17 protein-coding genes are annotated in these 22,739 nt (G+C 37.3%); 11 read left to right on the top strand and 6 right to left on the bottom strand.

Annotated elements, in window-relative coordinates; all coding sequences use genetic code 11:
* Window positions 1-25: 25 nt before the first annotated feature.
* The 4 genes from porQ to HZR84_04145 all read left to right on the top strand — a co-directional run bounded on the left by porQ (window position 26) and on the right by HZR84_04145 (window position 4,800).
* Window positions 26-1,063, top strand: coding sequence for a type IX secretion system protein PorQ (porQ, locus tag HZR84_04160; protein ID QNL21165.1), 1,038 nt, complete (start codon window positions 26-28; stop codon window positions 1,061-1,063).
* Window positions 1,063-2,451, top strand: coding sequence for an ATP-dependent protease ATPase subunit HslU (hslU, locus tag HZR84_04155; protein QNL21164.1), 1,389 nt, complete (start codon window positions 1,063-1,065; stop codon window positions 2,449-2,451). The genes porQ and hslU overlap by 1 nt, the downstream gene beginning before the upstream one ends.
* Before the next feature lie 75 nt (window positions 2,452-2,526).
* Complete coding sequence (locus HZR84_04150) at window positions 2,527-3,855, top strand: UDP-glucose/GDP-mannose dehydrogenase family protein (GenBank protein QNL21163.1); 1,329 nt, start codon at window positions 2,527-2,529, stop codon at window positions 3,853-3,855.
* Between the two features lie 3 nt (window positions 3,856-3,858).
* Entirely contained in the window at window positions 3,859-4,800 is a 942-nt protein-coding gene (locus tag HZR84_04145) for an SDR family oxidoreductase (protein QNL21162.1), read from the top strand.
* On the opposite strand, the gene HZR84_04140 is transcribed toward HZR84_04145, so the two are convergent.
* Together HZR84_04140 and HZR84_04135 are read right to left on the bottom strand one after the other, a co-directional pair.
* Window positions 4,795-6,843: a helix-hairpin-helix domain-containing protein gene (locus HZR84_04140; protein QNL21161.1), complete on the bottom strand. Its 2,049-nt coding sequence runs from the start codon at window positions 6,841-6,843 to the stop codon at window positions 4,795-4,797. The genes HZR84_04145 and HZR84_04140 overlap by 6 nt on opposite strands.
* Complete coding sequence (locus tag HZR84_04135; protein ID QNL21160.1) at window positions 6,827-7,603, bottom strand: hypothetical protein; 777 nt, start codon at window positions 7,601-7,603, stop codon at window positions 6,827-6,829. The genes HZR84_04140 and HZR84_04135 overlap by 17 nt, the downstream gene beginning before the upstream one ends.
* A 91-nt stretch (window positions 7,604-7,694) precedes the next feature.
* Here HZR84_04135 and HZR84_04130 point away from each other — a divergent pair, with 91 nt between their 5' ends.
* Window positions 7,695-9,665, top strand: coding sequence for a hypothetical protein (locus tag HZR84_04130; GenBank protein ID QNL21159.1), 1,971 nt, complete (start codon window positions 7,695-7,697; stop codon window positions 9,663-9,665).
* Window positions 9,649-10,284 (top strand): toxin-antitoxin system YwqK family antitoxin, encoded by a 636-nt coding sequence (locus HZR84_04125; GenBank protein ID QNL21158.1) that lies wholly within the window; start codon window positions 9,649-9,651, stop codon window positions 10,282-10,284. The genes HZR84_04130 and HZR84_04125 overlap by 17 nt, the downstream gene beginning before the upstream one ends.
* 22 nt (window positions 10,285-10,306) lie before the next feature.
* Here the strand turns inward: HZR84_04125 and HZR84_04120 are convergent, their stop codons facing one another.
* Entirely contained in the window at window positions 10,307-10,888 is a 582-nt protein-coding gene (locus HZR84_04120) for a hypothetical protein (GenBank protein ID QNL21157.1), read from the bottom strand.
* Window positions 10,889-10,965: 77 nt separating this feature from the next.
* Between HZR84_04120 and HZR84_04115 the strand changes: the two genes are divergently transcribed.
* Window positions 10,966-12,378, top strand: coding sequence for a DUF4403 family protein (locus HZR84_04115; GenBank protein ID QNL21156.1), 1,413 nt, complete (start codon window positions 10,966-10,968; stop codon window positions 12,376-12,378).
* 29 nt (window positions 12,379-12,407) lie between these two features.
* On the opposite strand, the gene HZR84_04110 is transcribed toward HZR84_04115, so the two are convergent.
* Together HZR84_04110 and HZR84_04105 are read right to left on the bottom strand one after the other, a co-directional pair.
* Complete coding sequence (locus HZR84_04110) at window positions 12,408-14,459, bottom strand: M13 family metallopeptidase (GenBank protein QNL21155.1); 2,052 nt, start codon at window positions 14,457-14,459, stop codon at window positions 12,408-12,410.
* Window positions 14,460-14,561: 102 nt separating this feature from the next.
* A complete protein-coding gene (locus tag HZR84_04105; GenBank protein ID QNL21154.1) occupies window positions 14,562-17,624 on the bottom strand; it encodes a SusE domain-containing protein in 3,063 nt (1,020 codons plus the stop codon).
* A 102-nt stretch (window positions 17,625-17,726) separates the two neighbouring features.
* Between HZR84_04105 and HZR84_04100 the strand changes: the two genes are divergently transcribed.
* From HZR84_04100 to ftcD, 4 genes are all read left to right on the top strand, one after another.
* Window positions 17,727-18,263 carry a dCTP deaminase gene (locus tag HZR84_04100; protein QNL21153.1) on the top strand — a complete coding sequence of 179 codons (537 nt, stop codon included), beginning with the start codon at window positions 17,727-17,729 and terminating at the stop codon, window positions 18,261-18,263.
* An 89-nt stretch (window positions 18,264-18,352) separates the two neighbouring features.
* Window positions 18,353-19,405: a hypothetical protein gene (locus HZR84_04095; GenBank protein QNL21152.1), complete on the top strand. Its 1,053-nt coding sequence runs from the start codon at window positions 18,353-18,355 to the stop codon at window positions 19,403-19,405.
* A 42-nt stretch (window positions 19,406-19,447) separates the two neighbouring features.
* Window positions 19,448-20,677 carry an imidazolonepropionase gene (locus tag HZR84_04090; protein QNL21151.1) on the top strand — a complete coding sequence of 410 codons (1,230 nt, stop codon included), beginning with the start codon at window positions 19,448-19,450 and terminating at the stop codon, window positions 20,675-20,677.
* A gap of 1 nt (window position 20,678) precedes the next feature.
* Entirely contained in the window at window positions 20,679-22,367 is a 1,689-nt protein-coding gene (ftcD, locus tag HZR84_04085) for a glutamate formimidoyltransferase (protein QNL21150.1), read from the top strand.
* Here ftcD and gldC read toward each other — a convergent pair.
* Window positions 22,364-22,699 (bottom strand): gliding motility protein GldC, encoded by a 336-nt coding sequence (gene gldC, locus HZR84_04080; GenBank protein ID QNL21149.1) that lies wholly within the window; start codon window positions 22,697-22,699, stop codon window positions 22,364-22,366. The two genes, ftcD and gldC, sit on opposite strands and share 4 nt — an antisense overlap.
* Window positions 22,700-22,739 lie beyond the last annotated feature (40 nt).

The raw sequence follows: 22,739 nt of genomic DNA, 5'->3' as shown, positions 1-22,739 counted from the left end.
AGCGTTGAGACTAAAAGTCTAAAATTTGAACAGACTACAATTAATTATTTTAATCTTAATTTGTCATGGAGCTTTATTTGCTCAAATAGGTGGTTCTCAAAGCCTTGACTTTGCAAATACAGCTGTAAATGCCGGAGTTTTTGCCATAGGAGGAGTTGATGTAAGTCATAGAGATCTGGACAATAATCATTTTTGGCAAAACCCCGCTTCCCTAGATACAGGATTTAACAATTTCATATCCTACAATTACAATGCTAATTATGTAGACATTCAAAATCACACACTCAGCTATACAAGAAGCAAAGAAAAGATTGGCAATTTTGCCTTTGGCCTGTCTTACTGGAATTATGGGGAGATGCAGGAAACCGATGAAAATGGCAATGAGATCGGGGAATTCAGGGCTTCTGATTTGATTGTAAATATTGCCTATGGAAGACGGTTTGAAAATTTTTCCTATGGATTGAATATGAAAATAGCCAATTCCACAATAGCCTCTTTTAATTCCACGGCCTTATTGTTTGACCTTGGAGGTCAGTTTATCCATCCTAAAGAGGATTTTATTATAGGTATGGTTTTTAGAAATATTGGAATGCCTCTTAGTAAATTTACCTCGGATACAGAATTTGTTTTGCCTTTCGATCTTAGAATTGGAAGTTCATACAAACCAAAACACATGCCTCTGCGTTTTTCTGCCACATTGCACAGGTTGTATCGTTATGATATAGTTTATGATGATCCTAATATATTTACGGGTTTTGATGAAAATGGCGAACCAATTCGGGAAGAACCAAATACCCTTGACAAATTAACAAGACACTTGATTATTGGAACCGAACTATTGATTACCAAGGGATTCAATATTCAGGCGGGGTATAATTTCATGAGGAGAACCGAATTGCAAATTGTAGAAAGAAAAGCTTTGGTAGGGTTTTCTTTTGGTATGCTATTAAAAGTGAAATCAGTGCAGTTTGCATTGGCAAGATCTGTGGATCATATTTCAGGAGCCACTACCAAATTGACCTTAACTAGTGATCTTAATTTTATCACTAAAAACAGAATTTAATGGAAAATAAATATTTAACTCCTTCCGAAATAGTGAAGGAACTCGACAAATATATAATTGGGCAGGATGATGCAAAACGAAATGTAGCCATTGCATTGAGAAATCGGTGGAGACGTTTGAATGCTGATGAGGATATAAAGCAGGAAATAGTCCCTAATAATATATTAATGATTGGCACAACAGGTGTAGGGAAAACCGAAATAGCCAGACGTCTTGCATCAATAGCGGATGCTCCATTTACAAAAGTTGAAGCCTCAAAATTTACTGAAGTAGGTTATGTAGGAAGGGATGTTGAAAGCATGGTGAGAGATTTAGTTGAGCATTCGGTCAAATTGGTCAAAATTAGAAAGAAGGCCGAGGTTGAAGAAAAAGCCAAAGATGCAGTTGAAGAAACGATATTAAATATTTTGATTCCGCCGATAAAAAGTAAATCGGTTCAAATGCAGGTCAATGACGACAGCACTGATAACTCAGAGATGTCGGAAGAAGAACTCAATCAAAAGACAAGGGAAAGATTCAGAGATAAGCTAAGAAAAGGTGAGCTGGATGAAAGAAAAATTGAAATTGATGTTCAGCAAAGCATGATGCCCGGTGTGGGCGTAGTTGGAGGAGGAATGGATGAAGTATCAATGATGAACATTCAGGAAATGATAGGCGGTATGATGCCGAAAAAAAATAAAAAGCGCAAGATGAGCATCAAAGATGCGCGCAAAGTTCTTTTAGATGAAGAAACTTCAAAACTCATTGATATGGATGAGGTAAAAGAAGAGGCCATCCGCAAAGCTGAAAATACAGGTATTATTTTCATTGATGAAGTTGATAAAATCGCCAAAGGTGGCGGTGGAGCCCAGGGTGGCCCCGATGTAAGTAGGGAAGGAGTTCAACGCGATCTTTTACCAATTGTTGAAGGGTCTACGGTAAATACCAAATACGGTATTATTAACACTGATCATATATTATTTATTGCCGCCGGTGCATTCCACGTGTCCAAACCTTCGGATCTTATTCCGGAACTTCAGGGAAGATTTCCCATTCGAGTAGAGCTTGAGAGTCTAACGGAAAAAGATTTCATCAGGATAATTAAAGAGCCAAAAAATGCCTTGACGAAGCAATATGAAGCACTTTTAAAAGCCGAAGATGTAGAGCTAAAGTTTAGCGATGAGTCTTTAAATGAAATTGCTGCTATAGCCTTTAAAATTAATTCTGAAGTTGAAAATATAGGTGCAAGACGATTGCACACAGTAATGAGCAAATTACTCAATGAAATCCTGTTTGAAGTTCCCGATAATATCACACCTGGAACAAGCCTTTCCATCAGCAAGGAAATGGTTCACGAAAAGCTGGATAGTCTGATAAAAAATAAAGATTTAAGTCAATACATTTTATAATTGATTCAAATTGTAAAAATACTAAGCTTAATAAAGCTTAATTTCTATTTTTGCCACTTAATAAAAACGAGCTAAATGAAAATAGCAATTGTTGGAACGGGATATGTAGGTTTGGTGACCGGTACATGTTTTTCAGAAGTAGGTATAGATGTGACTTGCATCGATATAGATGAAAGGAAAATTGAGAATCTAAAAGAGGGTATTTTACCGATTTACGAGCCCGGATTAAAAGAAATGGTTCACCGTAACCTGGAAAAGAAAAGATTGCATTTTTCAACTGACCTGGCCACAAGTATTCAGGGAGCTGAAGCGGTTTTTATAGCTGTTGGTACGCCACCTGATGAAGATGGAAGCGCTGATCTTAAACATGTGCTTAAAGTGGCTTCTGAAGTTGGTAAAAATATGAATGATTATATGGTGGTAGTAACCAAAAGCACGGTTCCGGTTGGAACTGCTGAAAAAGTTCACGAAGCCATAAAAAATGAACTGGATAAAAGAGATGGTGACTTTGAATTTGACGTCGCATCAAATCCTGAATTTCTTAAGGAAGGCGCCGCTGTAAACGATTTTTTAAAGCCCGACAGAATTGTAATTGGAATTTCCAGTGATAAAGCCAAAAACATAATGGAGAAGCTATATCATCCTTTTACATTAAATGGTCATCCTACCATATTTATGGATATTCCTTCTGCTGAAATGACCAAATATGCAGCTAATTCCATGTTGGCTACCAAAATTAGTTTTATGAATGACATCGCTAATTTATGCGAATTATTGGGTGCTGACGTCAATTTGGTAAGAAAAGGTATTGGGAGTGACCCAAGAATAGGTAATCAGTTTATTTATCCGGGTATTGGTTATGGTGGATCCTGTTTTCCAAAAGATGTGAAAGCTCTGATTAAAACTGCCAATGAGAATGGATATTCTTTAAAAGTTCTTCAGGCTGTAGAAGATGTCAATGATGCTCAAAAAAGTGTTTTATATCAAAAAATTAAGAAGAGATTCAAAGGAGATTTAAAAGGTAAAAAAATTGCTGTTTGGGGACTATCCTTCAAACCTAAGACCGATGATATGAGAGAAGCGCCCTCTCTTGTTTTAATCGATTTACTTTTAAAAGCCGGTTGCGAAGTACATGCCTACGATCCGGTTGCCGTAGAGGAGGCGAAAAGGCATTTAAATAATGATGTGCATTATGGCGATGACATGTATGAAGTATTAAAAGATGCCGATTGTCTGGCTATTTTTACTGAGTGGTCGGAATTTAGATCTCCGGATTTAAAACAGGTTTCTGAGCTTTTAAAGAATAAATTGATCTTTGACGGCCGAAATATTTATACTTATAGCCAGATGAAAGATTCGGGCTTTGAATATTATGGCATTGGATTTAAACCAATTATGGCTTAATTAATGAGAAAACGGATTTTAATTACCGGCGGAGCGGGTTTTCTTGGATCTCACCTATGTGAGAAACTTCTAAATGAAGGCAATGAAGTAATTTGCCTCGATAATTATTTTACGGGCTCCAAGGAGAATATAGTCCATCTCAGAGACAATCCATTTTTTGAAGTTATAAGACAGGATGTTATTCATCCTTATTATGCAGAAGTTGATCAGATTTATAATCTGGCTTGTCCGGCATCACCGGTTCACTACCAATATAATCCTATCAAAACCATAAAAACCTCAGTAATGGGCGCTATAAATACCCTTGGTTTGGCTAAAAGAACTAAGGCGAGGGTACTTCAGGCCAGTACTTCTGAAGTGTATGGAGATCCAAAAGTTCACCCTCAGGAAGAATCATATTGGGGGAATGTCAATCCGATTGGACCAAGAGCGTGTTACGATGAAGGAAAACGCTGTGCTGAAACGCTCTTTATGAATTATCATACTCAAAATGGCGTGGACATTCGCATCATTAGAATTTTTAATACTTATGGTCCGAGGATGAATGAAAATGATGGGCGGGTGGTTTCAAATTTTATTGTTCAGGCACTTAAAGGACAAGACATTACGATTTACGGTGAGGGATTGCAGACCCGAAGTTTTTGTTATGTAGATGACCTCGTGAACGGTATGTACAAACTGATGAATAGCAAAGAATCATTGCACATGCCAATAAACATTGGAAACCCGAATGAATTTACTATAAAACAATTGGCAGAAAAGGTGATTGATATTACCGGTTCTTCTTCAAAACTCGTATATAAACCTCTGCCTGCAGACGATCCAATGCAGAGACAGCCAAACATTGATAAGGCAAGAGAAAAGTTATCATGGGAGCCAAGCATAATGCTGGATGAAGGACTCAAAAACACGGTCGCTTACTTTGAGAAAAAAATAAGCTCATAGTTTGGCAATAAACTGAAATTTTAATGTGTTTCTTCTGTTCCCTTCGGTTCTGTTCAAACCTGTTCCAATTGATTCTACGTCATTGCGTAATGTCCTTGCCCATTTAAACCACAAATCAAATTTTTTCCCGGCTTTATATTTAATTAAAATGTAGTTTCTGATTCCCCTACCGAAATACGCAGGTGCGGATAAACTGTACAAAACATCTTTTTCCAATACATACATTCTACTTTGATAGTCACTGCTATTGAATATGGCAATTCTGAAATCTGTTCTGAATCGTTTGTATTCTATTCTCAGATCCTGTGTAAATGCCGCACCATCTGAACGTTCTAAAGTTATTATTTGCTTTTTTTGAATGCGGGTTCTAAAAGAGATCATTTCATTAAGGGAATTGGATAATTGCAAAATCCATTCATTATTGTGGCGATCAAGTAGCTTAGCAGTATTTTCGCTATAAGTATTTATCTCTTTTTTTTCAGTTTTATACTGAAGGTAAATCGAACTGTTTCTGCTAATTCGCTTTTCCAATCTCAAAAATATTTCATTTCCCTTTGAAGGGGCTTTAGCCAAATAACTTATCCAGGGAAAACTGAAAAGATCATAATAGCCATTCAACTTCCAGGTTCTTCCAATCTTTTTTGAAATACCCGTATAGAAACCACTTTCATTTATTGGATGGGTGCCTTCTGAGAATGTTGAGCCTCGAATGGTATGGAAATTTTTATCAAAATGTCTGAAATGAAAAGCCAGGTCTGTACTTGAGTTTAGCGCCGTGATTAAGCCATGAACCATAGCAATACTTCCGGAAGAGGAAATGGCACTTTCTCCAAATAAATTCATATTCAAAAAATTTATATCGTAGTCCATTCCAATGTTTTGATTTATCCTACCATTGAATTTGTATTTATTTCTTAAAAGTTCTTGTGATTTGTAATTGTTGTCAAAGATTTGTTGGGCATAAGTCAATCCTAATTGTGTTGATTTCTTAGTCCAGCTCATATTGCACCCAAAAACTTGCTCCAGAGAAGTTTTTCTTCGTGTGTAATAGGTCTCGGTATTGTGAATTCCACTTGTGGATATGGAAGTGATATGAGATGTATTAAGACTATCCGATTCAAAAATACTTGCATCTATGTAGTTGTAGGAATAAAATGGACTAATGAGGATTTTGTTTATTAAAAAACTTCCTGCAAATCCACGTTGAAAACCACTTTCCATTACAGAGCTATATGGGCTGATTCCCGTACTTAATCGCTTCGTTGAAAGAATGGTTTGAGCACTTTTACCTGATCCAAAACCCGAAGCAAAAATAAGTCCTTGCCCAAACTGCATTCGGTAGTCACCCATTGCAATTTTAGTCATCAGACCAATATTTTCTCTGTAGAGATGTGCAGAAGCGTAATCAAAACCCAGCTGTTTTCTTGCCGGATCCAATTTGAATACTTCACCTGCATCTTTTTCAAAGGTGAAGCCCATGCTGTAATCACCATAGCGCGTTATCCTGTAGCGCATTAAATACTTATTCGGGTCACCTAAAAATCCTTGTTTTTCTTCTGATTTCCTGAATCCTTCAGATGTTTCAATTTGTCTTTCAACTCTATTGAGAAAGTAATGCCTATCGCTTGTTTTAAGCCTTTTTGCAAAGTTACGGCCATCAACATTTGTGTTTTTTACTTCGACAAAGTATTTGAGTTTATCAATCAATTCAGGTTCAATTGAAGGAACGGCCTGCAATTCGTATATGGATAGAAAACTTCCAAACTCAGAGCGATAATTAATAATATTTTGAATTTGAATTTGACTTAACAAATACAACTGCTCGAGCTCCTTTTTACCCGCTTTATTTAAATCTATTGGGTTTTGATAAATAAGAAGGAGTTGATCATAGAAATCAAGGTTTTCCGCTCGCTCATCTTCCAAAGGAAAAAGGTCATGAAGGAATTGTTCAAAATCAATAGTTTCCTGAGCTACAACTTTTCCAAAACATAGAATCAGGAAAATGACTATACCGGTCACTTTAATTTTACCGATTGATGACATAGCAAATATTTATAGCATGGCTGAAGCCCAGATTTTGATGATAATCTATGGACTGATTATAGCTCCAGCGTCTGCCAATCAGCGAAAACCCCATGGCGGGATTCATGTTTTTGGAATCAATACCCGTTCGAAAAGTCAAATTTCTTAATACGAAATATTCCAATCCGCTTCGGACTACCATTCCTTTATCCAATTGAATTTCTGACTCTGAATACATAAATAGCTTCTCGCTGGCTTCATATTTTCCGGATATTTTTATCTGTGTGGGGAAATATTCTTTCTTTTCATTGCCAATACCTGCCTGGTTAAGATTGGTCAGGAGCATGGAAAAATCGAATTTTGGAAAAATAGAACTCGAAGCGGCGAGGTTGAACAAGAGACCTGAGTAAATACCATTTTCGCTAATATTTATCTGACGATATTCTGTGGAAAACCCAAAACTGAAATTTTCGGTTTTTCTCCCCAATGAAAGCATTATCGCTTGTTGCTTAAAAAAACTTGTGCCTGTATTAAATAGGCCCAAACCTATGCTGGCATGTTTATTGGGTAATTTTGCACAGAATGAGATAATATCAAGTTCAGGGATACCGTAAGGCAAGTAGTAAAATGAAGAAAATTCTTTATTTTTTGAATAATCAAGTAAAGCAGGATTGTTGAAAACAGAGTAAATGTCTCTTTGGGTATTACTTATTCCACCTAAGGAGATAGCGGAAGTACCCATCACCTGTGCCAGATTTTTTGAAGTGATGAAGACTCCCAAACTTATAAAAACTATGTAAATTGATCTGCCGATAAATTCTGTGTTTTAATGTGAACCTAGATAAAATTATCTGTCGTAATTTTGATATTTGATGAGAACTGATTTTCAATACCTAAAGACCCTGATCCTTACCGTAATATTCTTTAGCGGATTTAATTCCACGGCCCAGGAAAAAGACATTTATGCAAAGGGTGATTATAAAAATGGTCATAAAAGCGGCTATTGGGAATATTTTGATGAAGATGGCCAATTGCAAAGTGCCGGTAATTATCTAAAGGGGAATAAAGACGGTATCTGGAACAATTATCTTCCCGGTAATATACTTTTTGAAGAAATGGAGTATAAGGATGGTAAGGTAAATGGATGGTATAAATCATATTATACCAATGGTATTATCCGGTCTGAATTGTATTATAAAAACGCTGTGGTGGACTCAATTCAAAGAACATATTATCCTTCAGGTACGCTTGAGAAAGAGATTCAGCTCAGTCAAAATTACTATGATGGATTGACCAAAGAATACGCTAAATCAGGTGATCTAATTTCCATAAAATCCTATTCGAATGGCTTGCTTGATGGCAAACAACAATCATTTTGGCCGGGGCAGAAAATCAAGGAAATCGTGCACTATCAGGCCGACATAAAAGACGGCGAATACGAAGGCTATTATGAGAATGGCCAATTGCGATTGAAAGGGAATTTTGTGAAAGGAAAAATGGAAGGTAAATGGTACGGTTTCCACTCCAATGGAATCCTTGAAATAATCTCGGCTTATAAAGCAGGTATGAAGCATGGACAGTTTGACTATTTCTACGAAAATGCCCAACTGATTCAATCGGAATTTTATGAAATGGGCAAACTGATCAAAATTGGATCATTTTATGATATGCGGGGCAAGAAACTCAAAAAGGGGAAATTTAATAAAGGGAATGGCTTTCGCTATCTCTATTATCCCGAAGGAGAGTTTATGGCACTCATCAATTATGTAAATGGTCTTGAACAGGGAATTGCCACAACGTTTTTCGATAATGGCGGAATTAAAACGGAAGGATCTTATGATCAAGGTATACAAAACGGTTTATGGCTTGAATATTATCCCAATGGAGGAATTTTTTCTATAGCTGAATACAAAAATGGAAACTTAGAAGGAGAGTACCTCGAGTTTTACGAAGACAGTACCCTTGCTCTTCGCACGGTATATCGTTCAAATGAACTAAACGGTGTTTTTGAAGAATACGATGAATTTGGAAAACTGATCAGTGTTGCCACTTATGAAAAGGATGAATTGCAGGGACCCTATTACGAATTCTACGGCAACGGTGAACTTGCCACTCAAGGTTTTTACAAGGAGGATGAAGCCTTTGGACAATGGGAAGGCTATTTTGAAAATGGCCAAAACCAATATTCCGGACAATTTGAAAATGATGAAAAAAACGGTTTGTGGAAGAACTATGATACGAGTGGGAATATAATTGAAATCGGATATTACATCGATGACTTCAGAGAGGGCATTTGGGAGGGTTATTTTGATTCAGGAGAAATGGAATATACAGGAGATTACAGAACAGGTCTGGAGCATGGCTATTGGCAGTATTTTGATTCCACGGGAAACAAGAAGCGCAATGGGTTTTTCATTTTGGGTTTAAAAGATAGTACCTGGAACTATTACTATGATGGCAAAATTCAGTACACTGAAAATTATAAAATTGGTAAACTCACCGGTATTTCTGATTTCCAAAGCAGTTTGGGCAACACCCATAAAATGGGAAAATTGGATGGAGACGGAAACGGGAATATCACCTATTATTACCCGGATGGTGGAATTTTCAGCGAAGGAAGTTTTCAAAATGGATTAAAATCAGGCATTTGGAAAATATACAGTGAAAACGATTCCCTTTTGTCTGAAGGAGAGTTTAAAGAAGGTCAAAAATCAGGACTTTGGAGTTTTTACAGTAAGAATGGAATAATAGAAGCCAAAGGCAGATATACAGAAGGCAAGCCTGTTGGACTGTGGAAATATTTTGATGAAGAGGGAAAGCTAATCAATGAAGAAACCTTTTAATACAATTCTTCTATTCATTATCTGCCCATTGATTTTGAATGCTCAAAAGGTAGATAGTTTATATTACGTTTCCGGACAGCTCAAAGCATTTGGAAAAATGCTTAATGGCAATAAAGAGGGGAAATGGACTTTGCTCTATCCAAATGGAAATCTCAATTCAATCGAAAATTACAGTAAGGGGAAACTTCATGGAAAATCTATGAGATATAATTTTCAAGAAGAATTAATTTCTGAAGAGAATTGGGAAGAGGGGCTAAAAGCCGGTCATTCAACCGAATATTATGATGGCAGCCAAATAAAACGAAGCGGTGACTATAAAGAGGGGCTATACGATGGAAAATGGTCTGCTTTTTACGAGAATGGAAATAAAAAATCAGTTGGATTTTACAAATATGGGATGCCTCATGGCTATTGGATATTTTATTTGGAAAATGGAGATATTGATAAGGAAGGTGAATTTAAAATGGGTGAACAAAGCGGTAAATGGAAAATTTACTCCAATGGAAAGCTGGATTCCGAAGGAGAGCTTTTAATGGGTGAAATGGTGGGAGAGTGGAAATTTTTTAAGAAGAATGGCAAATTGAAAGAAATCCTGGATTTCAATTCAAATAGCGATTAAATAATTTGTCGATATAACTTAATTACCTCCAATAGATATTCGAATTCGGCCATATGGTCATTTTTCTATAGAAACCGTTAAAAAAGCCTTCGATTGTAGGTTGACCGTTGATGTAGCTAAAATTAAAGTATCTGTAAACATCAAGACCAATTATAAAGTTGGCCCATTCTTCTTTTCCATTTTCATTGAACTTTACAATAAAAGCTGTATATGACATGGTATTGTCAATGCCCCTTGCATTGCTCTGATTAAAGGCAAATTGCCTGCCTACTGTTCCGATTAAAAAGATTGAATTATCAGGACTGGCAAAGATTTTATTGGGTAATTCAAATGGGCTTCCACCTACATTTCGAATCCACTGCAGCACATTATTGCTATCGGTTTTTGAGATAAAGAATGGATTTCTAAAATCCTGTGAAGAAAGAATTACAGAATCCGGCAATTTTTCCAATTGTTTGTCTTTTATTAATTGCAGTCTGTAAATGTTGTCAGCAGTATCTATTGCAATTGAAGCCACTTGTTCATTGGCAAGCTTTTCAGTTGCAGTATGGCCGATAACAAAAGATACAAGGCCAAAAACCATTATTTTAATTATATCCGGCAATATTAATAAAATAAAGCGTATATGGAATATAAGGTTTTATTTAGCAGTTTTCAAGGAATATTACATAGAGGTCAATTATGGGTCAAAACGCTTTAAGAATTAAAATTGCAATCATTTTTCTTTTGTATTTGGTTTCCTGTAAACCGAAGCCCGATTTTAACAGAATCTATGGAGAGCAGCCTGAGGATCAAAATTTAAGTATAGATACCTCATTAATATTTTCTGAATTTGGAGTAGCATTAAAAGACATAGAAGCGCGAATCAATTCTGATTTAGGTAAAGAGCTATACAAAGATGAAAAGTATGTAAAGCGAGGTGCTGTAAACATGAAAATAAATGTAGAAAGAACAGGTCAGATCAAATTAAATGGTTCTGATAATCAATTATTTTACAAAGTGCCAGTAAAGGTCAATGGAAAAATTCTAATAAATGAATCCATTCTGGGTGTAAAAATTAGAGCTGAGCCCGGATTTGAGCTGGAATTGGTATTAAACCTTGCTTCAAAAATTAGATTCTTTAATTCGTTTAAATATGGCATATCAACAGAAATAATCAATATTGAATGGCCCAATAAACCGGTCATTCAAGCAGGTCCAATAAAAGTGGATTTGAGTACGGCCATAGAATCTGTATTGATTGCTAATGAGAAATTTCTTTCTGACATTATCAGCAGAACGGCAAAATCTGAAATCAATTTGAAGGAATTGGTACTAAAAACAACGGAGGAAATTCCCAAATACAATTTTATCAAAACCAAAGATATTGACCTGTGGATGGAATTGGAACCTCAAAGCCTGATTATTGAATCTACTCCGAGGATAAGTAATGATTCAATTAAAGTAAAGGCCGGATTGCGCACTTTGATGAATATAAATTCAAAAAGAGTGGACAGTTCATTTATCGACACAAAAAATTTAAAACTGTACGCTGTAGATGACATTCCGGATAAATTCAATATAGAGCTAAAAGTTAATATCGATTATTTAAGCTTGGATACACTGATTAAAAAGCAAATTGATAGAAAAGCAGTTTTGAAATCCTTACCGGAAGAAATTCAAGTTAATAATTTTAAAACAGGTAAATGGAATAATGAGAATGTTTACCTCAATGCGGATGTAGATGGAAAAATCAAAGGATTGATAAGCACTAGAGGACAATTGGCTTATGATAGTCTTAGCAAATCCATTTTTCTCGACAATATGAAATCAAATTTTTATAGCGATAATTTCTTATGGTCATTGCTTTATAAATTATATTTCCCTGGTTTAAAGTCACAAATACAGGAAAAGATTAACTGGCCGCTCGAACCTTTATTTCTTAAGGTTCAGAACTCAGTTATGAAATTATTTGCAAAACTGTCCGGTGATAGCAAATTAAAATTGGAATTAATGAACCTCGATTTTGAAATCAAGGATTTCAACTTGAAAAAAAATGAAGTTGAAATATTAATCAGAATTGAAGGACAGTCTAATTTTAAATTCAATGTATAAAAAAAGCCCCTGTAAAGGGGCTTAATTTTTTACCAGATTTTTGCTCTTTCATCGTCCGGCCGATAGAGTTGATCGCCTTCTTCAACATTAAATGCCTGATAAAATTCCGGCATATTTGAAAGAACGCCATTTACCCTGTACATCCCGGGTGAATGAGAATCGGTCATTATTCTCTGCATTAGAGCGTCATCTGTATATTTAATTCGCCATACTTGTGCCCAGCTAAGGAAAAAACGCTGATTACCGGTAAAACCATCAATCATTTCAGGTTGGCCATTTCTTTCATAATACTTTTGTAAAGCATCATATGCAATGCTCAAACCTCCCAGATCGGCGATGTTTTCGCCCAGAGTTAGATTACCGTTAATGTGAACTGTATCCAATACAGTAAAATTCGAATAGTGATCAACAAGTACCTGTGTTTTCGCATCGAATTTTTCTCTGTCTTCATCCGTCCACCAATTATTTAACATGCCTGTTTCATCGTATTTGCTTCCCTGATCGTCAAAACCGTGGGTAAGTTCATGACCGATTACTGCACCAATTCCACCATAATTAATGGCTGCATCGGCTTTAAAATCAAAAAACGGGAAGGCTAAAATTCCTGCCGGAAATACGATTTCATTCATGGTTGGATTATAATAAGCATTTACGGTTGGAGGTGACATAAACCACTCATCTCTGTCAATCTCCTTGCCTAATTTCTCGTAGTTTTCTCTCTGCTGAAATTTACTTGCACTTATCACATTTTGAAAATAGGTATCAGGACTTATTTCAACGCTTGAATAATCAGTCCATTTATCGGGATAGCCTATTTTTTTGACAAAGGTTGATAATTTGACAAGGGCTTTTTCCTTTGTTTCTTCGCTCATCCAATCCAGGGTTTGAATTCTTTCCTTAAAAGCGGCCTGTATATCATTAATCATGGTCATGGCCACATCTTTAGCTTCAGGTGGAAAATATTCTTTTACATATACCTGCCCAACTGCTTCTCCCATTAAACCGTTTATTGTAAGCATTACACGTTTCCATCTCGGTTCCATTTCAGGCACACCTCTTAAAATGGTGCTGTAAAAGTGAAAGTCTTCCTGAGCAATATCGTTATTTAGAAATTCTGCATGTTCAGAAATGGCATTCCATTTCAGGTAGTTTTTCCAATCTTCCAAAGGAATTGTTGCCAGGGCTTCATTTAATCCAGTGTAAAATTCAGGTTGACCGACAACGATTTCTTTCACTTCGCTTAAACCCAGTGAGTTTAAGAAATTAGTCAAAGGAAAATTACTCAATTCCGAATCGAAATCGCTAAGAAGGAATTTGTTGTAATTGTTCTCTGCATCTCTCAAATCTTGTCTTTTTCTGGAATTTTCAGCCAGTGTTTTTTCCAATTCATAGACTTTTAATGCGGCTTCTTCAGCATTAGCCTGATCGTACCCGGTAAACTCAAGCATTTTTGCAATATGCTTTTTGTATTCTTCCTGGATCATTGTTGATCTTTCATCCGTCTTGAAGTAATAATCCCTGTCGGGAAGACCCAATCCTCCCTGATAGAAATTCAAAATATAGGCTTCGGGATTTTTTTCATCCTGACCAACCCACATCCCAAACATTGTTCCTACAGTTTCAGATCGTAGATATGCAGCTGCATCTATTAGTTCTTCTTTTGAATTAATACCAGCAATTTTGTCCAGTTGAGCTTGCAAGGGAGAAATACCCAGTTCTTCAATTTTCAGGGAATCCATTCCACTGTCATAAAAATCCCCGACCTTATCGGTAATGCTTCCTTCTTCTGCAGTAGAATCATTCGCTGCTGCTTCAACTATTTTACGAAGGTTTTTTCTGTTGTTCTCTGCGAGAATATTAAAACTTCCCCATGAAGATTTTGAAGCGGGTATGTCATTGCTGTCCAGCCATGCTCCATTTGCGTAAATAAAGAAATCATCTTGCGGACGAACAGTGGTATCCATATTGGACACATCAATGTATTTCATTGTGGTTTCTTCAGTTTCCTTTTCACCTGTCTGACAGGAAATCATCCAAAATGCCAATGGTATTATAAATACTATTTTTCTAAGTTTTGTCATCGTTATTATTGTTAATCAAATATTAAGAAGGCGAAATTACAAATTAGGGCATAAAAAAAGGCGGGACATGCCCGCCTTTTTGTTAATCAGTAATAAAAAGGTTTATTCGATTATTATTTTCTGAGAGAATTCTTCAGAGTCACTAACAAACCTGATTATATACATTCCGCTGCTCAAGTCAGAAAGATCAAGAACATTTGTTGTACTGTTGATCTCGAAAGATTTCAAGTTTTGTCCGATCATAGATTGGATCACAACATTATTCACAGCATTCTCTCTAACTTTTACTATCAACTGACCTTCAGTAGGATTAGGATAGAAGCTTACATTTCTGGCAATTGCAGATGCATCCAGTGATGTATTATCTATTCTAACCAATCTGATATCAAATGGTCCGTTAGCTGCAAAAGCACCTTGTCCAAGCACTGAGGCTTCAACCGTCCAAATCACATCAACTGAGTCTCCAGGAGGAATACCCAAGTTGGCTAACTCGGTATCAATCGCTCCGGATGTCAATGTCAATTGAGAATCCATTCCACCATTATCAGAAGCAAAGTCCAGTAATGGGTTTGTGAACGTTCCGCCTTGAACATCAAGATACCAGTTGTACATAGGTGTAGCAGAAGGTGTAACAGTAGTTGCATCCCAGTCAATTACAACAGGAGTCGCATTTCCATCTTCAACTTCCAATCTTGTTTGATCAGGAGGAGAAGTTAGATTAAATGGACTGAATGAATATGTTACCGGTGTTCTCAAAGAATCCGGTTGGAAATACATATCGTCAAGGTAGAATACCTGTTGTGCCGGAGGATTACCTGCATCTCCTTGTGGGTAAATATTAATGCCACCCAACTGAGTAGTTCCACCATTAAATGTCCACGCTTCTGAAAGAACAAGTGTATTGTCAATCCAAACCTGGAATGAATCATTATCAAGGTCAACATAATTTCTTACGTCAAACCACTGATCGTGAGGGAATGTAAAGGTGGCCGCAGGTGATACAAGGTCAATTGTACCTGTGCCTCCCGGATCAAATTCAACATTACCTATTGGCCATCTTGTACCAGGAGCTTCAGTTTCCTGTAAGTTGTAATAAGCACCATTTCCTGTAGCAATGTACATGCTGAATCCAACTCCCCATGTTCCTGTAGTTTGATCTCCTAATTTGAAGACTAAGTCCTGGTTAGGAGCACCGTCAATAAGAAGTGATTTTGTTCCACTGTTGGCTTGTGCTGTAGAAACCGGTGCATCTAGTGTAGCACCTGGCCAGAATTCCCATTCCGGATCACTGGCAACTATCAGGTCACCTGCATTGTATGCTTCAAAATCTCTTGAACCTGAAGCAGGAGTTAATCCACTTCTAATCAAATCCAAATCAAATGAAGCAGTTGCATCAAGCACGGCTCCAGGAGCACTTGCTCTAACTGTCCATGAAGTGAATGCAGTATCACCAATATTAAATCCTAAAGAAGCTAAAAGAGCATCTATAGTAATATAATCTAAAGTTAAACTTGTACTGGTACCCGCAGATATTGTAGCCAAAGGATTGGAGAAATTTCCACCCTGTGCATCCAATAACCAATCATAATTCACAGTTGCCGCCGGAGTAGGAGTAGTAGCATTCCATGAGATATTCACGGTTTGTGTACCCGCGCCAGTTACATCTAAAACAGTACCATCAGCAGGAGCAATTAGTGTAAATGGAGTCAGTGATGTTGAAACAACTGGACCAAAATTGGCTCTCACCATGAATGATCCGTTAAATGCAGGGTTTCCAATTGATTCAATTGTATTCCATGCACCATAGCCTCCAAAATAGGTAGTATTTGGATTGAAATAAGAAGTTGTCAATCCAACTGCAATGTTCGTTGTAGTTGACTGGTTCACACCTATGAGATAATCACCAGGTGTTAAAATCACACCGCCTACATCAAAAGTATAAAAACCAATTGCAGTTAATCCGGATATGGTAGGACTACCATATACATCACCTGTTCCGTTTAACTGGCCAACAAATAATTCAAAGGTTTTTCCCGTTGGGTCACCACCTAGATAAATTGTAATGGACGACAGGGTATCAGTGGTATTTACAGTATAAATATTACCAAAACGTCCTGTTCCACCGGTGAAACCAAGGTTTACGTTTGATGTGGTAGAATTTTCTCTTGCATAAATAGAATCACCTACAGCAGCTGTAGTAAATGAAAGCGATCCGCTGTTATTTGAAGTATCAGCGTCAGGTTCAACTGAAGTTACTGTAAAGTTTGCTGTGTAAGCAGTAGATGTTGTAGCGGCTATAGTATTGGTTGTGATTAAATCATTACCACCTGAAAGCAAGACCGGAATAGATCCTGTCACTGCTCCACCCGGAGTAATAGTACCATTAACAGTAACACCTGTAAGAGAATCTGCTCCAAGATTTGTTACAAATACTTCCAAGCCGATATTATTTCCATTGGCCTGGCTTGTTGGAACATCAGTATAGTTACCGGCAATACCAGAACCACGTGAATCCACAACTGCAGCATCACCGCCCGCAGGAGTTGGTACAAAAGTTACTTCGATTTCAAAGGTTCCACTTGTAGCTGACCATCCATCTACCTGTACCCAAACAGTGTCTCCACCATTAGAAGAATAACTTGCAGTAGATAAGAAGTTTGAACCACTTACATCATCGTTACAGGCAATTTCAGTCAAGGTTCCTGTACACCCTCCACTTGAAGTATATAATCCTAACTGAGTGTCATCATTGATTAATACAGCAAGGTCAGTGTTTACAGTGTATGTACCTCCACCACTTTCTACATAATAATACCAAACCGTTGAATCCAGTGCAGCATCAAACCAACATGCGGGAAGTGGTTCTCCAACTTCTACAGTTGCTTCTCTGTTATCTCCGATGATCGGTGCAGCACCAACTGTAATTTCTATGGCATTACAGATATCGTCGTTTGCAGGAGGAACTTTACTTGGATTACTTTTAAAGACATGCGCGTCTAAATTTGCCTGCTTAGCACTCATGTCTACCGACTGCGTAAGGCTAAACACATTAGACTCGTCTTTACTTTGTTGCTTGGTCTTATTATTTGTTCCGGCGAAAGCCGTGGTAAACAAATAAAAACACATTCCAGTCAACAAAAATATTTTTGTAATTGATCTTGTCATTTGTTTTTAATTTAATTTGAAAAATTTTTCGGAGAACTAAGATATGAAGTCTTTTCTGATGCAACAAAAAAGTGAAATAGAAAATTTTATTTAAAAGCAAGTATGATTCTAACTGACAAGCAAATTCTCAAAGAAATTGAAGACAAAAATATTATCATTGAACCGTTCAATATCCAGCACCTGGGAACCAATTCATATGATGTTCATTTGGGTAAATATTTGGGAACCTATGAAAATCGCGTTCTAGACGCCAGAAAGCACAATAAAATTCAAATTTTTGAGATCCCTGAAGAAGGTTTTATACTTCAAAACGATACATTATACCTTGGTGTAACCGCAGAGTATACAGAATCACATGCACATGTTCCTTTTTTAGAAGGAAAATCAAGCGTGGGGCGCCTGGGGATAGATATTCATGCAACTGCGGGTAAAGGCGATGTGGGTTTTTGCAATTCCTGGACTCTGGAAATATCTGTAAAACAACCGGTTAGAGTTTACAGTGGTATGCCTATTGGCCAATTAATTTATTTTACCGTGGAAGGCGATGTAAATAATTATTACAACAAGAAGAAAAATGCAAAATATATCGAAAAAACTGTATTTCCTGTTGAGTCTATGATGTGGAAAAACAAATGGTAGTTGATATATTATTTTCCTTTGGAGATATTTTTAGCGAATTTTAAGTTTTAAGAAGTGAAATGACCATAAATTTGGTTAAAATTGAGTTCATGTATTTGAGAACGCTTACTTTAATAATTACTATTGTGTTTCTGGGACTGAGCACCTATGCTCAGGAAGAAAACACCACGGAAAATCAGGAAAATTCAGACGAAAAGGAAAGTGTGGTTTTTGAGAAGCTTTATGATGAACCATATGACATCTACAAACTATGGTTAAAATTCCAGCCTCTGTATTTCGACATGTTCCTGTCAAATATCAATGCGGGTTATGGCTTTGAAGCCCAATTCATAGAATACGAGAAATTTGATTTGCATTTGTCCTTGCGAAAACCCTATTCATCATCTACTGATGTTTATAGAAAAGCTGCTGAATTGAACAATGATTTTAAAACAACGCTGCAATCGGCCTATTTTGTTGAGATCGGAGGGACGTATCATGCTTATGACGATGTGAAAGACGGTATTGCAAAGATTGTATTACGCAATGAATTTAATTCGGAAAAAGCGAGAAAACGGGAAGCGTTGAAACCAGTAGAATTTGTAAAAGTAGCTGCAAAAGTCAGGGAAATAATCGGTGCCAGAGCAGGTTTTATGGCCTATTCCAGCACAGTAAACTATTCAGATCTTGCTTTCAGACAAAAAATCGAATCACTCGAAGGCAGCGACGGCTCATTGATTACTGATTTTGTAGATAACAGGCTTTACGGCAATGTTAGTGCCATGGGTTTTTATATTGGCGGTTCTTATTCACAATTCAGAAATGTGATCATTAAACCTGAAAATTATTCAAATCTCGGTAATGATATTCTTGTAACTGCCTATGCTGACCTAATTATAATGCCTTCCTTTAATTTCACTAATGTATTTTATCAGGATGTGAGTTATGATGTATCCAAATTTGACACAAACCCTATAGGATTTAGAGTAGGTCTGGAAGGAAAGTTCAATCAAAAATTCACCTATAGCTACGGTTTTGAAGCAGGGATTAGGCCTTCTGTAGCTAAAAGAGGTACATTTCTTTTATTTAAAGTTTCCTTTCCTGTTTTTGCCACAAGCTTAAAAATGGAAAAGGAAGCGTTTGAATCGGTCGGTGATAATTGATCTTTAGCATCGCCATGTCAATTATTCCTTAAACTTCAATAAATGTATTTATACAGGAACATCAGGCAATTAATAAATGCTTCGAAGCAAGCCTTTGAAATAAAAAAAGGCAGGGACCTGGCCAGACTTGAATCCATTGAAAACGCTTTTATTATATGTGATAAAGATGGTATAAAGGATTTTGGCCAAATGGCAGAATTGGATAAAGATTTGTCATTTACAAAAGAAATAGACTGTAAGGATTCTTATGTAATTCCTTCATTTGTAGATTCCCATACGCATTTGGTATTCCCTAAAACAAGAGAGGAAGAGTTTGTAGACCGAATCAATGGTTTGAGCTATGTGGAAATAGCCAAACGCGGAGGAGGCATTCTCAATACAGCCAAACACACCGCAAAAATTTCCGAGGAAGACTTGTTCGAGTCCACCTGGCTAAGGCTTAGGGAAATAATTAAAATGGGAACTGGAGCTGTGGAAATAAAAAGCGGATATGGTTTGAGTTTAGAATCCGAACTAAAATTGCTTAGAGTCGCTAAAAGGATACAAGAGGCCTCGCCTATAAAAGTAAAAACCACATTTCTCGGTGCTCATGCGGTTCCAAAAGAAATGGAACAGGAGGCTTATGTTAAAACAGTAATAGAAGAAATGCTTCCGGCTGTAGCTGAGGAAAAACTGGCAGACTATTGCGATGTGTTTTGCGACAGAGGCTTTTTTACTGAAAAGGAAACCGATGCTATATTAAATGCTGCATCCAAATATGGCTTAAAAGCAAAAATTCACGCCAATGAGTTGGATTTTTCTGGTGGCATTCAGGTAGGCGTTAAAAATAAGGCAGTGAGTGTAGATCATCTTGAATGCACGGGAGATGCCGAAATTGAAGCTTTGAGAAATTCAAATACTATTGCTACTCTATTGCCTTCCACAGCATTTTTTCTTGAAATGGAATACCCTCCTGCAAGAAAAATGATTGAAGAAAATCTTGCAATAAGTCTGGCCTCCGATTACAATCCCGGAAGTTCACCATCGGGGAATATGAATTTTATCTGGTCACTTGCATGTATAAAGATGAAAATGTTGCCGGAAGAAGCTTTAAATGCGGCCACTGTAAATGCTGCACATGCCATGGAAATAGGAGAAACCCATGGCGGAATATACATCAACGAGCCGGCCAATTTTATAATTACAGAAAAAATTGAGAACCTTAGTTTTATGCCTTATAATTTTGGCAGACCTGCAATTAAAAAAGTAGTCCTAAATGGAGAAATAGTATAAAATGAAACAAGTACTGATAGAATGCGTCCCGAATTTTTCTGAAGGGCGCGATTTGAATATTATCAAGCAAATCACCAATGAAATAGAAAGTGTAGAGGGGGTAAAACTTCTCGATGTTGATCCCGGGAAAGCAACCAATCGCACGGTGGTTACATTTGTTGGAAACCCTGAGGCTGTTAAAAACGCCGCATTGCTGGCCATGTTAAAGGCAAAGGAATTAATAGATATGTCCAAACACAACGGAGAACACCCGCGTTTTGGTGCTACAGATGTATGTCCTTTGATTCCGGTTGCAAACATTAGCATGGAAGAAACAGTTGAGCATGCCAGAGATCTTGCAAAAAGAGCAGGTGAGCAATTGGATTACCCCATATACTGTTATGAAAATGCAGCATTATCTCCTTCCAGAAAGAATCTGGCCAAAGTACGGGCAGGTGAATACGAAGGTCTTGAAGCACGTTTAAAAAAAGAAGAGCATAAACCGGATTTCGGTCCTGCCGTCTTCAGACCAAAATCAGGTGCAACAGCGATTGGCGCAAGAGATTTTCTAATCGCCTATAATTTCAACTTGAACACGACTTCACCCAGAAGAGCCAATTCAATTGCATTTGATGTGCGTGAAGCAGGAAGAGTAAAACGAAAAGGCGATCCAGTTAGCGGAGAAATTGTAAGAGATAAAGATGGCAACCCGGAAAGAGTCGCCGGAACTTGCAAAGCTACAAAAGGCATAGGTTGGTATATTGAGGAATACGGAATAGCTCAGGTATCAATGAATTTGACCAATATAAATGTATCGCCGGTACATATTGTATTTGATGAGATTGTTAAAAGTGCAACTTCAAGGGGCATACGAGTGACAGGATCTGAATTGGTAGGCCTGGTGCCTAAGAAAGTGATGATCGATGCCGGAAAACACTATTTGAAGAAACAACAAAGATCTACCGGTGTATCGGAAGCTGTACTTATTAAAATAGCTGTTAAGTCGCTTGGCCTTGATGATTTGAAACCCTTTGATCCAAGAAAAAAAATCATTGAATACCAAATCGAAGATACCAATTCAGCGCCGCTTGTAAATTTGAAACTCAATGAATTTGCAGATGAAACTGCCTCGGAAAGCATTGCTCCCGGAGGTGGTTCTGTATCAGCTTATTTAGGTGCTTTGGGCGCATCATTGGGAACGATGGTGGCCAATCTCTCTTCTCATAAAAGGGGTTGGGATGAAAGATGGGAGGAATTTTCCAATTGGGCAGAAAAAGGCCAAAATATCAAGGATCGGCTGATCAGACTTGTAGATGAAGATACGAATGCCTTTAATAGAATAATAGCTGCGGTTAGAATGCCTAAAGACAGCACTGAGGAAAAAACCTTAAGGAAGGCGGCCATGCAGGAAGCAACGAAGTACGCAATAGAAATCCCGCTTGAAACCATGCGCGTTTCAATGGAAGCTATAGAATTAGCAAGAGAGATGGCCAAAATTGGCAATCCAAATTCGGCTTCCGATGCAGGAGTCGGCGCATTGAGTGGAAGAGCTGCAGTTCGTGGTGCTTATTTAAATGTCAAGATTAATTCCAAGGATCTTGATGATAAAGTGTTTCTAAAGAAAACACTCAAGGAAGCCGCTGAAATAGACACCAGGGCTGAAAAAATTGAAAATGAGGTAATGAATTTTCTCGATGGAAAATTAAATTAGGCCTGATTTTCAGTGTTTTTTACATGAAGTACCAATTCCTGGACTACTTCCTGAATTCTATTGGCCATAACCTGATCATCGGTAGCATTGCGTATGCTTTCGGCCATTCCACCAATCATATCAATATAGAATTTTTTCATATCCAGCACACTCATGTCCTTCGTCCATAAATCAATTCTCAGAGTATTACTGAGTTTATCATCCCATAAGCCAATAGCGATGGCTTTTGTATCGCTGGAGGAATCTTCCGGTCTGTCACTGGCATCCCATTCGATTTTCTCCGGAATCCGGTCCTCATCAAGTTTGATTTTAAATTTTATTTCTGAATTCATTTATCGCTATTTTGCTGCGAAATTAGAATTATTTATTTGA

This window comes from Hyphobacterium sp. CCMP332 (genome assembly GCA_014323545.1).
In the GTDB taxonomy this organism is placed as follows: domain Bacteria; phylum Bacteroidota; class Bacteroidia; order Cytophagales; family CCMP332; genus CCMP332.
This window is presented reverse-complemented; position numbering and strand designations above follow the sequence as displayed.